General features: G+C 33.6%; 11 protein-coding genes. 7 read left to right on the top strand and 4 right to left on the bottom strand.

Annotation, left to right across the window (positions count from 1 at the left end):
• Positions 1-5: 5 nt before the first annotated feature.
• Both THEXY_RS11245 and THEXY_RS11240 read left to right on the top strand, forming a co-directional pair.
• Positions 6-455, top strand: a complete 450-nt coding sequence (locus tag THEXY_RS11245) for a PTS sugar transporter subunit IIA (protein ID WP_013788956.1) — start codon at positions 6-8, stop codon at positions 453-455.
• Between the two features lie 12 nt (positions 456-467).
• Positions 468-1,826, top strand: a complete 1,359-nt coding sequence (locus THEXY_RS11240) for a PTS fructose transporter subunit IIC (RefSeq protein ID WP_013788955.1) — start codon at positions 468-470, stop codon at positions 1,824-1,826.
• A 547-nt stretch (positions 1,827-2,373) separates the two neighbouring features.
• Here THEXY_RS11240 and THEXY_RS11235 read toward each other — a convergent pair.
• Complete coding sequence (locus THEXY_RS11235; protein ID WP_013786890.1) at positions 2,374-3,570, bottom strand: IS701 family transposase; 1,197 nt, start codon at positions 3,568-3,570, stop codon at positions 2,374-2,376.
• A 176-nt stretch (positions 3,571-3,746) separates the two neighbouring features.
• Between THEXY_RS11235 and THEXY_RS11230 the strand changes: the two genes are divergently transcribed.
• The 4 genes from THEXY_RS11230 to THEXY_RS13060 all read left to right on the top strand — a co-directional run bounded on the left by THEXY_RS11230 (position 3,747) and on the right by THEXY_RS13060 (position 7,108).
• The gene (locus THEXY_RS11230; RefSeq protein ID WP_013788954.1) at positions 3,747-5,729 is read left to right on the top strand and encodes a methyl-accepting chemotaxis protein; all 1,983 of its coding nucleotides are present in this window, start codon (positions 3,747-3,749) and stop codon (positions 5,727-5,729) included.
• A 368-nt stretch (positions 5,730-6,097) separates the two neighbouring features.
• Entirely contained in the window at positions 6,098-6,247 is a 150-nt protein-coding gene (locus tag THEXY_RS12590; protein WP_013788953.1) for a hypothetical protein, read from the top strand.
• Between the two features lie 55 nt (positions 6,248-6,302).
• Positions 6,303-6,848, top strand: coding sequence for a helix-turn-helix domain-containing protein (locus THEXY_RS11225; protein ID WP_041592141.1), 546 nt, complete (start codon positions 6,303-6,305; stop codon positions 6,846-6,848).
• The gene (locus tag THEXY_RS13060) at positions 6,830-7,108 is read left to right on the top strand and encodes a transposase (RefSeq protein WP_083815344.1); all 279 of its coding nucleotides are present in this window, start codon (positions 6,830-6,832) and stop codon (positions 7,106-7,108) included. Before THEXY_RS11225 ends, THEXY_RS13060 begins: the two co-directional genes overlap by 19 nt.
• A gap of 1,004 nt (positions 7,109-8,112) precedes the next feature.
• On the opposite strand, the gene THEXY_RS11220 is transcribed toward THEXY_RS13060, so the two are convergent.
• Both THEXY_RS11220 and THEXY_RS12845 read right to left on the bottom strand, forming a co-directional pair.
• Positions 8,113-9,105, bottom strand: a complete 993-nt coding sequence (locus THEXY_RS11220; protein WP_230197597.1) for a transposase — start codon at positions 9,103-9,105, stop codon at positions 8,113-8,115.
• Entirely contained in the window at positions 9,050-9,625 is a 576-nt protein-coding gene (locus tag THEXY_RS12845; RefSeq protein WP_230197596.1) for a hypothetical protein, read from the bottom strand. The genes THEXY_RS11220 and THEXY_RS12845 overlap by 56 nt, the downstream gene beginning before the upstream one ends.
• A 458-nt stretch (positions 9,626-10,083) precedes the next feature.
• Between THEXY_RS12845 and THEXY_RS11215 the strand changes: the two genes are divergently transcribed.
• Positions 10,084-11,358 (top strand): extracellular solute-binding protein, encoded by a 1,275-nt coding sequence (locus THEXY_RS11215; protein WP_230197595.1) that lies wholly within the window; start codon positions 10,084-10,086, stop codon positions 11,356-11,358.
• Between the two features lie 479 nt (positions 11,359-11,837).
• On the opposite strand, the gene THEXY_RS13055 is transcribed toward THEXY_RS11215, so the two are convergent.
• The gene (locus tag THEXY_RS13055) at positions 11,838-11,906 is read right to left on the bottom strand and encodes a hypothetical protein (protein ID WP_432416177.1); all 69 of its coding nucleotides are present in this window, start codon (positions 11,904-11,906) and stop codon (positions 11,838-11,840) included.
• Positions 11,907-12,390: the final 484 nt, after the last annotated feature.

Genomic DNA, 12,390 nt, shown 5'->3' with positions numbered 1-12,390 from the left:
TAACTATGATTGAAGAGATACTTGATAAAGACATGATGATATTTGATTTAAAATCAAAAGACAAATTATCTGTATTAAAAGAGCTTATAAAGCCATTGGCAGCAAAAGGAGCCATTGACGATGAAGGCAAGTTTTTGGAAGTGGTGCTAAAAAGAGAAGAGGAGTTTTCCACAGGCATTGGAATGGGTGTTGCAATACCACATGGAAAAAGCAGTTTAGTGAAAAAGGCGTCATTGGTTTTTGGAAAGTCGAAATATGGCATAGACTATAACTCCATGGATGGAAAACCAGCTTATCTGTTTTTCTTGATAGCGGCTCCTGAGGATTCTGACAATTTACATCTTAAGATTTTAGCTAAACTTTCAAGGTCATTAATGCATGAGGAGGTGAGAGATGAACTAAATAGGGCTGAGACTTACGAGGATGTCATAAATGCTTTCAAAAAATATGAGTAAGGGGGATTTTTGATGAAAAAGATTGTTGCCATCACTGCATGCCCTACAGGTATAGCACATACCTATATGGCTGCAGAAAACTTAGAAATGGCAGGTAAAGAGCTTAATGTAGCTATAAAAGTTGAGACACAAGGGTCTATAGGGGCAGAAAATCAATTGACAGAAAGTGACATAAATGAAGCAGATGCAGTCATAATTGCTGCTGCGACAAAAGTCGACAAGTCACGTTTCGAAGGTAAACCTATACTGGAAGTTCCAGTAGAGGAAGCTATAAAAAATCCAAAAGAATTGATTGAAAAAGCATTGAAGATGGAAAAACCAAAGAATTACGTAGAAAAAGTGGAAAAGATTCACGAAGAAAGGTCCAGCCAAAGAACAGGTGCCTACAAGCACTTGATGACAGGTGTATCATATATGATACCTTTCGTAGTAGCAGGAGGTATATCAATAGCACTTTCATTCCTATGGGGATACAAGGCATTTCAGGTGCCAGGGACTTTGCCTGCTGCACTGATGCAAATCGGTGGTGGCTCTGCATTCGCACTTATGGTTCCAATACTTTCGGGATTTTTGGCTTATTCTATAGCAGATAGACCTGGACTTGTACCAGGTATGGTAGGCGGTATGTTAGCAGTATCAACTGGTGCAGGATTTTTAGGCGGTATTATATCTGGTTTTCTTGCTGGTTATACAGTCTACTATCTGAAAAAGACCATAAAATTGCCTAAGACGATGGAAGGCCTCATGCCTGTCCTTATACTGCCTGTATTATCGACGCTTATTGTAGGTCTTCTCATGATATATGTAGTAGGAACACCTATGAAGACCATAATGACAGGACTTACAAATTGGCTTAAAGGTATGAGCTCTACAAATGCAGTCATATTTGGTGCACTATTAGGACTTATGATGGCATTTGATATGGGTGGTCCAGTTAACAAGACAGCATACACATTTGCAACAGGTCTTTTGGCATCAAATGTATTTATGCCTATGGCAGCAGTAATGGCTGCAGGAATGACACCACCTTTAGGCTTGGCACTTGCCACAGTCATATTTAAAAATAGATTTACTAAAGAAGAAAGAGAAGCAGGTAAAGCGGCATGGGTTTTAGGTGCATCATTTATAACAGAAGGTGCTATACCATTTGCTGCAGCAGATCCATTTAGAGTAATACCATCTATAATGGTAGGATCTGCAGTTACAGGCGCGCTTTCCATGTTGTTCCATATAGAACTTAGAGCGCCCCACGGCGGGATATTCGTAATACCAATCGCTGTATCAAATCCGCTCTTGTATATTCTTGCCATACTTGTCGGCATGGTTGTGACAGCTTTCATGATAGGACTTTTGAAAAAGAAAGTATCGTGATTGATACAAAAATCGCTCCAGAATATGGGGCGATTTTTTTGTAGTGTGTCCGGTGTGGGCGAGATTACGGAAATCACTACCCGAACCGCAAGGGTGCCTATCGTGAGTGAAATCTGAAGGAAGCGATAGGTAAAATCTTGACATTATAGAAAAAATTAGATGAGCGGCTGAATTTGGGTGACGAGTTTGCGATACAAAATGAAGTCTAACACTACCCGAACCCCATACAGTAAATCTGGCAGATATATGAGATGAAGGTTATCGTTCTTACCCGGGGAGTTCTCAAGGATAAGTCATTAAAGTGAACTCTGAAATGACAACCAATACAGTGATGTATGGCTGAACCTTGAGAAAGCAGTAGAGATCATGGTACGGTAATCTGTCTTATATATTATGCTAAAAAAATATTTAAAAAGTATCAATTTTTAATTATAAAAGCCGAAATTATATACTGTAGGTAAATTAATTTTAAGATTTAAATTTAATTTTTAAGCTATAGATGAGAAAAAATGATAACAAATATTACCATCAAATAGATACACTACACCTATGCTAACTGTAGTTCTGCTAAAATTTCATCAATAGGTACTTTATTATTAGCTTGCTCATATAGCCATTGAACACGCTGCTTTTGTACTTCTTTGCGTACTATTTTTATTCCTTGCCCAAATTTGCAATATTCGTCGCCTGAAGTCGTACAATACATGTATGTCAATGATATAAGCCATAATAATCTATCTATTGATTTTGTTGAGCGTACTTGATATGTATTTAGTCCAAGATTATTCTTTGTCTGCCTAAAGAATATTTCTATAGGCCATCTCTGACTATAGTATTTTAGAATAGTCTCAGTATCTAATTCAGTATCAGTACAGATAAATGCATGTAGAGCATTTTCATTTTTAAAAGCTTTCTCAGGCCAGCACATTAGAACTACAGCATTATCTATGCCATTTAAGGCTCCTTCATAGCGATATACCCAGTAATTAGAACCGTTCACTGTAACGAGGTGAACTTCGTTCTTTTCGATATATTGGGCAAAATCTTTTATCTGAATTCTGATGCCTTGTGGATAGATAATCCTGTTAGTTTTTAGTGCTCCTATGAGATGGTATCCTCTTTCGAAATGTGCTTCTATTACTTTTTTGTTTATGTACCATGAATCACATAGTCCATATGCTGGTCCTTTAGGTATTGGAAGCATAGATACCATTTCACATATTCTTTCGATTTTGCTTTTGCCACCTTTTTCATAGCGCTCAATACAGTAAGGTAATACCACATTGCCGCAAGATAGCATCATGGTAAGAAGTTGATGTCCCCAAACTTGCTTCCCTTTTAAATGTGATTGATGGAATCCTGTTGCCTGGATAGTATGTTTAGCCTGTAACGAAGGCTTTGTCTTCTCAGCAATAGTATCATCAAAAATCACAAATATCGGCTTGTTGCTAGTTTGGAATAATTCAAATATAATGCGAATAACTTCTCGCCTTATAGCTCTCCATGCATACTCTATATTCCAAACACCTTGGCTTAAGAATTTGCCAAAGGTAGTTCTATGGCAATTAGCAAGGCTTAAATTAACTATATCTGTAACAGTACCACTATAACCTTTTTGAGTGGCAGCAATTATAAATTCTAAAACATGACGAATAACAGGTTTAGTAAAATATAATGCAAAATTTAATTTCATTAAGTACTGGATTATTGATGAATTTTCTGTTATTCTTTTATTATGAGACATTTGCTCCACTCCTATGGTTAATATTGTTATAGTGTAACAACATATTAATACCATAAAAGCGAGCATTTGTCTCTATTTTTTATTAAATTTTTTCATGTAAGTTTATTATGGTAATTTATGTTAGTGAATTTTCTCATCTATAGTTTTAAGCTTAATTTATAAATGGAGGCTTTTAGATGAAAAGTATAAAAACAAAACTTCTTGTGTTCATAGCATTATTAATTTCTGTTTCATTAATAGTAACTGGATATTTTTCTATAAGTATTGCTGAAAGTGTATTAAAAACAAAAGTGAATGAATCCAATCAAGCTGCATTAGAGGTGTTTAATAAATATGTAAATTCTTTTAAAGTAGATACCGAATCATTGTTAAATGCTGTATCAGAGTCTAATGCATTTGTAGATTATGATGGAAGCAGTGCTTCAGAACAGTTGATATTTAATAAATTAGAAGAAACTAAAAAATCAATGCCAAATATATTATATGCATATTTTGGAACTCCTGATAAAAAATACATTCTATATCCACCAGATCCAACATTAAAAGATTATGATCCGACAAAACGACCTTGGTATATAGAAGCATTAAAATCAAATGGTAAAATTATTTGGACTGAACCATATCAAGATTATGGTACAAAAACGCCAATGATAACTATTGCTAAAGCTGTTATAAATTCGGATGGCAAAATGCTTGGAGTAATTGGTATTGATATAAGCTTATCTCAGTTGTCAAAAGACTTATCAAGCATAAAATTAGGTCGATCGGGACATATATATGTTATAACAAAAGATGGCACAATAGTTTCAGATCCTGACCAAAAGCGGTTATTTACTTCTATAAAAAAGTATAATTATGGGAATAGATTACTTTCAACAAATAATTCAATAATTAATTACATATCGAATAATGATTATAAATATGCAAGCATAAGAAATCTTAGCGATTTTAACTGGAAAGCAATAGTTGAAATGAGCAATAGTGAATTAACTGGAGACCTTTCAAAAATCCGTGATACTTTGATTGTTGTTAGTATAATTGTGCTATTAATTGGTTTCTTTATAGCATATCTATTTGCAAATTTAATAACTTCTGGAATAAAAAAGATTGTTAATGCGATGTCATTAGCATCTAAGGGAAATATATCAGTAAAAATTGCTCTGAAATCTAAAGATGAAACAAGTGTATTAGCTGAAAGTTTCAATAATATGATTGAGCAAATTAAAAATATGATATTAAATATAAAAAATGTTTCTAATTCCTTATCAGAGTCAGCTACAAATATGTCTAGCTCATCTGAACAAGCTGCACAGGCTACACAAGATATAGCTAAGGCTATAGAACAAGTTGCACAAGGTGCATCAAGCCAAGCAAAGGATGCAGAGGAGAGTGCAAATGAAGCTGTTATGCTTGCTAGACTTATTGATAAGTCTGTCGGTGACGCTGAAGTAATGAATAATGAAATAAAAAATGTCAATACTGTATCTAATGAAGGATTAACAACAATAAATAATTTAGTTGAAAAAACAAATACAACAATAGAAACGAACAATGATCTAAAGAAATCGACGGATTATTTAATGGAAAAATCAGAAGAAATCAGCAAGATAATAGACCTGATAACAGAAATTTCAGATCAAACTAAATTATTATCTCTTAATGCTGCTATAGAAGCAGCAAGAGCTGGCGACGCTGGAAGAGGTTTTGCAGTTGTAGCTACAGAAATAAGAAAATTAGCCGAAAAATCATCTGAAGCTACAAATAATATAACGAACTTAATAAAAGCCATAAAAGATACTATTTCTGATACTTATAAGACAGTTGAAAATTCTATTAATTCAATAGAAGAACAAAACAATGCTGTTGATATGACGAGAAGTGCTTTTGAAGGAATTATTTCTACTGTGAGTGTTATTGTAGAAAAAATAAACAACTTAAATAATTCTTTAAAAGAATTAGAATCTCATAAAAATAAAATTGTAAATTCTATTGAAAATATTGCTGCTGTTTCTGAAGAAACTGCGGCATCAACACAAGAAGTATCAGCATCTTCAGAAGAACAATCGGCTATTGTTGAAGAAATGGCTTCAACAGCTAATCAATTAAAAGAATATTCAAATATCCTTAGTAAAGAAGTTGAAAAATTCAAAATAGATTAGTTAAAACTTAATAAGAACAAATATAAGGTGGGATATAGTCCACCTTATGTTTTTGTTAAACAGTGAGATAGCACATCCTAAAAAATAGAGATTAATTATAGAAAAAATGGTTCTATTTTTAAACCCTCAATTTTTTAGTAAAAATTGGAGTTTACATATTTCAATCGCAATTCATTTAATAATTGATATATTAAAGGGCTTCACTCTATATATTTTGTCAGTTACGAAATCTCTGGCTTAGTGTATAATTTTAGTAGGCGGTAAAAAATAGAAAAAGGAAGGAATCCAAAAGATACCTTCCACTTACATGAATCATCCGCTATAATGTTTAAATAGAAAAAACAAAAAAGCGTTATAGAGGTGATTACATGTTCAAATTAAGTTTAAACGAAAATGAAATAAATTTCAAGGATTTAGAAGTAAAAATTTACAAATTAGTCTGCGAAGAAGCTTGCAAAATAATGGCTCAAATCCTTATGGAAATAGATGATATGTTACTATATATGAGTGTAGAATAATTCCGAAATATTCGATATATATAAGAGAAAAAATATATCGGGGGCGTATTTACAAATGAAAAAGAAAAGTATTATTAAAAATGAACATGGGCAGACCATAAAGAGTTTAAAGAAATTCAAAAGAGGACTTAAAGATTCAAGGAAAATAGACCGTATTAATGTTATTATTCTTGCATTTCGAGGGAAGAATCGGCTGGAGATAGCAAAAATACTTGGATTTAACAATCAAACCGTTGGAGAATATGTGAAAAAATACAATGAAGGCGGCTTGGAGGAATTGCTGACCATAGGGAAGGCACCTGGACGTATTCCGAAAATCACTCCTGATATTCAGGAGGAGTTAAAGGAAGTAATTTTAAAGACACCAAGTGAAATCGGGTATGCTGTGAATGTAAACTGGAATTCAAGAATTATCGCTCAATATGTAAAAGATGTTTATAATATTAATATTGAAGCCTCAAGCATTAGACGATTGATGAAGCGGATGGGTTTTACCTATACCAGGCCCACATATGTTTTGATGAAAGCAGACGAAGAAGAGCAGAAAAAATTTGAGGAAAAGTTTGAAGATATAAAAAAAACATTAAAAGAGATGAAGTAATTCTTTTCGAAGATGAATGTAAAATCAGGGATTATCAAGCCATTACAGCTACTTGGTTTTTAAAAGGGCGTCAGAGAATTGTTAAGACATATGGGCATCACATAGGAGTCGGAATATTTGGAGTCATTGACTATTTTACAGGGGATATTATATATTCCGAAACTGAGACGTTGGATGCACAATCATTTTTGGACTTTTTAAGAAAGGTTGTGGAAGCCTATCCTGGCAAGAAAATAAAGATGATTTTGGACAATGGTTGAAGGAAACTGTCATATATAATACTTTTTATAAAATTAGAAAGGAAATTAGTAATGTTATAAAACGATTTATGGATACTATTTCTAAGAATAAATCAGCCATTATTAAAATGGTTATGTTGGTAATTTCGAAATTATATTACACGAGTATATAATAAAAAAATATTATTGACAATAAAAAAAATATATTATATAATCTAAATTAAGCTAGTTAAATATAAACACGTGTTTATTATACTCGTGGTATGGAAGATAACTTGGCATAAAAGTCCGATGCGTGCAAGGCTACATGAACCGCTAGCTGAACCGCAAGGGTGTTCAATCGTGAGGTGGAATCTGAAAGAAGCGGTTGACAAAATCTCAGTCTGAAAAATACGAAACATATAAGAGGCCTAATTGTGGCTGATGAATTTGCAATACAAAACGGAGTCAAACACTATCCGAACCCTATACAGTCAACTTTAAGATATATGATTATGAAGGTTATCGTTCTTACACGGGAAGGTCTCAAGGACAAGTCATTAAAAGTGAACTCTGAAATGACAACGCATACAACGATGTATTGCTGAACCTTGAGAAGTTAGCAACGGTACATACGGTTGTGTAAAAGAACGATGAATAATAATTATTAAACTGCTACTTGATTTTATTTATAATATGTCTGACGATTTAAAAAAACATAAAAATAATTAAAAACTTGTCGACTTATGCAAAGGCAACATTATGTTATCGTTTTGTAAACACGTGTTCATAAAACGATAATATAATAGACAAGGATGTAATAAGAATTACATTTCATTTTTTGAGTGATTTCGGAAACTAATTTCCAGCGTCATACTATGGCATAAATTAGAAATTAGATACAGAAAATAACAAAGCCTTTGCGATAAAATACTGAAAAGAGGAAAGAAAATGTAAAATAATGAAAATCAATTTTAAAAAAGAGTATAAGAAATAAAGCCTAATAAAATAGGTTTAAAAATTAACAGTATATGGAATCTCAATATTTATGCTGCTCTACCTAATAATCCATCAAGCATAGAAATAAAATCAAACTTAGATTTTTTCAATCTAGCATCAAGATGGATATTAATAGAATGTATCATAATCCAGAAAGACCAACGCTTTTTGCCTCTGGTTTTAGATAGCTCCAACTCATAGTCATTAAGAAGCCTTTTGTTAACACGCTCAGAAGAAGTTCGCTTTTTCATCTCGCTTTTCCATTCATCAGAACCACGTGGAATGACGGTAAACAAGCGAGGATCAGATGAAGGCTTCGTATAAACGGTTCTACCATAATCAGAAGAGGAGCACTTATCTTTACAATTACATGAATCAACTTTACCAGTCGCAAAAGGACAGCGCCATTTAATTCTGTTACGGTCTTTCATAAAACCATTGTAAACCATAGATAATCCTGCCATACAGACAGGAATACCATTTTCATTGATTTTAATAGTACCTTGGTACTTGCTGTTGTTTTTATTCTTCTTATTAAGCGGAATTACAGGTTTAATATTCCACTTATTAAGAAGATGATAAGTAGGGTAATTATCATGAGCACAATCACCAATAAATTTATCAAAAACGAAATCAGGATACAAAGCCCTTGCTTCAGACAAAGCAATAATAGCAGTAACACCATCATAACGAGGAGCCTCAACCAAGCGAAGATAAATCGGAATATCAGATTTAAGCTCTTCGTTGTATGTCACTAAAAAATAACCAGAATAACCATAAAACCATGTCTCATGATAACTATCCCAACCATAGCGAGCATCGGGGTCAGAGAACTTGCGATGGCAGTCACAATTAAATATACCCTTATTAGCACAATCACAAGTTCTAATACCGAAAGGACTTCCGCCGGTTTTAATGCAAGTACCGTCACCGGAGATAGTAAGTTTTTCAATATCACCGAGGATGCCATCATTGGCGGAAGGCCTAACAGCAACATCGGCAAAAATTTGTTGAAGAAGCTTTCTCAGGTCTTGACTCAAAAATTTTACCCTGTAAAGCCAAATCAACAAATTTCTGTATAATACCAGGGTGGCGTGGTGGAAGCTTCTGATTTTTAGCAAGTTTTTTACGTGGTTTGCGTTTAAAAGGATGGAGAGAATCCTGTCGGTCTTTTTCAATATCAGGATCCTCAAGCCATAACCTGTTAATCAAGTCATAATGAGTACCGACACCAGGAATATTATCAGGAGACACGCCAATCATGTAACACAAAAGGTAATCATGATGAAGCATGTAAACCCATTTAGTAATACTGTGACATTTAAGAAGAGACATAAGTACAAAAGACCGAAAAACTTCAGGCTGATTTTTGGCTGGAGAACCAGTATTAGAGTAATAAGGTTCCAGTACAGGTTTAAGAACATCAAGATCTAAATTATAGAGTTTAGATAAAGCTTCAGAAAATTGAATGACACGATTTTTATCTGAAGCATAAATGGGTTGAATATTTTCGACAAGGAAAGACTTATAATCAGGATGCGAACGCCATGCGCCCAACATAAAATCACCTCAATAACAAGTAGTATGGTAAAAACACCATCCATTTCGATTATTGGGGCGATTTAAAAAAGTCAAGATAGAATGTAACCATATATGTTAAATAAAGGGAAATATAAAGAAAAAATTTTACAATGTAAATAAAGATGTAAATGAATTGGAAATCGGAAAAGGATTTCAGAATGAAATTTTGGGGGATAAATTTAAAATATGTCTCCTGAAATTCAGATATATCAGGCAACAGAAGTTGCCGAGAATATTCATTATTAAGAAGGAGGAAGAGATAATGGCAAAAAAATTCAGTCAAAATTTTAGTGTTTCTGATACTTTTTTCGCTTTTATTGACTTCATTTACCGGGTGTAGCAGCAGAAGTGTATCTACAAATGAACAATCCAATAAAGCTACTGAAACTCAAAAAACGGACCAAAAAACTGCAATTAAGGATGAGCCTGGCTGGAAATTGGATACTTCACCTATTACTTTCGATTGGTATGTAAATTTTTCGTGGTTTAATGCAAAATGGGGTGAAGATGCTGTTTCAAAATATGTAACTAAGAAAACAGGTGTAAACATTAATTTTATAGTTCCGGCAGGTAATGAACAAGAAAAATTGAATACAATGATTGCTTCTGGACAATTACCAGATTTTATCACTTTAGGTTGGTGGGAAGATGCTGTAAAGAAGATGATAGAAGGACAATTAGTTTTACCATTAAATAAGCTAGCTGAAAAATATGATATATATTTTTTTAAGGTAGCAGATCCAGAAAAATTAGCATGGTATAAACAGGACGATAGAAATGTTTGTAAATATCCTAATGCTTCTTCTTCACCTAAGGATTTTGCCAAATACAAAGATTTAAAACCATCTAACCAAACTTTTGTGGTTAGAAAAGATATTTATGAAGCAATTGGAAGCCCAGATATGCGTACACCGGAAGGATTTCTTAATGCGTTGAAAGCAGCTAAGGAGAAGTTTCCTACGTTTGATGGCCAACCTTTAATTCCTCTGGGATTGCATGAATTTACTGATACAGGTAATTATTCATTAGAAAGCTATTTACAAAACTTTTTAGCGATTCCTATGGTTAAAGATGGGAAATTATATGATCGCTATACTGATCCAGAATATATAAGATGGTTAAAGACATTAAGAAAGGCTAGTGAAATGGGTCTTCTCTCAAAAGATATCTTTATCGATAAAGATCCTCAGATAAAAGAAAAAATAGCTCAAGGACGCTATTTTGCTATGCTTTATCAAAGAAGTGATTTTACTCAACAGGAACAAGCGCTGTATAGCAAAGATCCAAATAAAATTTATATTGCAGTTGATGGGCCAGCAAATTCTAAGTTAGATCCTCCAACATTAGCTGGTGATTCAATATCTGGATGGACAGTAACATTAATTTCGAAAAATGTTAAAGATCCTGCTAGAGCAATTAGATTCTTAAGTTATTTAGTCAGTGAAGAAGGACAAAGAGATCTTTACCTTGGTATAAAAGGACAAACATGGGATACTATTGACGGAAAGGATCAGTTTAAACCAGAAGTGCTTAATTTATTAAATAAAGATCGTGCTCAATTCGATCAAAAATATGGTGCAGCTTTTAAATATTGGATGCTAATGGATACAAATATGATGCTGCAATGGGTTCCACCTACAGCTGAGCCTTTTAAACAACTTGAAGATTGGACAAAAGGTAAGACCGTAAGCTTTGCTGCATTTGACGAATAAGTCCAACTGGAAGCTCAGATGAAGGAGTCGCAGCAAATAAAATTGCGCAATTGTGGGGTCAAACTTTACCTAAATTATTGTTAGCAAGATCTGATGAAGAATTTGATAAAATTTTTAATAATTTTCTCAAAAAACGTGAGGAATATGGGTATGAAAAGGTTCTTAAATATCAGCAAATGAAATATGAAGAAAAACTGAAAAAGTTAGGGCAATAATATAAGTATTCAAAAATGTCAAGATGGGTTTTCTTCCTCCTATATACTATTGTAAATATCACAGGGATTAATTTTCTAACAGTTACGATAGGGCACGTTTATGTGGTGTTTAGGTATCTGGCAATGCTTCTTGTTGTAGTACTCTTTAAATCTCACTGCCTGCTCATAATACAGTTAGTGGCTTCAATAAGATAGTATTGTAGGTATTTATCACAACATTTAACTAAAGAAGTATACAGTGCATCGGAATTACCAGACTAATATTTATATCCAGATGAGGTCGGCATATTTGGCAATAGCGGCTTCAATATTAAACTTTTTGATATCTCCAATTTCAGCGATGATACCAGCAGCAATAAAATCCCCAATGCCGAGGATAATAGGGCTAAATGGTTTGCTTCAACGAAATCAGGATGAAGTCTGTAAGCTTAGTTAGAACGCTTTTAAAGTCTTGGCGATTAAATGGTATTTGAGAGTCCGCTATTGCCAATTTTCACATTAAAGTTTATGAGGTCAACAAGAGGCATGGAAGCAATATCAGCAGGAGTAAAAATTCAATGATAGCTAAGAAAATTTTACCAAGCACGTTATTAAGAGAAAAAAATATAAAGGATAGGTTAAGAACTCGTATAATAAGGCTTATGGTGCGATTTTTTCACGGATCAAACCGCAGACAATATGATCGCATGCGAGTTAATCTTTGAAATGCAGTGTACCTCAAGCCTGGTAGATGAGTTGGCTTGACTGCCCAAACCTAGCACATTCGGTGATAACAGCTGCATCAATGGAGTCTGTTTTAGGAAGATGAATAAAGTGT

The organism is Thermoanaerobacterium xylanolyticum LX-11, assembly GCF_000189775.2.
Classification (GTDB): domain Bacteria; phylum Bacillota; class Thermoanaerobacteria; order Thermoanaerobacterales; family Thermoanaerobacteraceae; genus Thermoanaerobacterium; species Thermoanaerobacterium thermosulfurigenes.
This window is presented reverse-complemented; position numbering and strand designations above follow the sequence as displayed.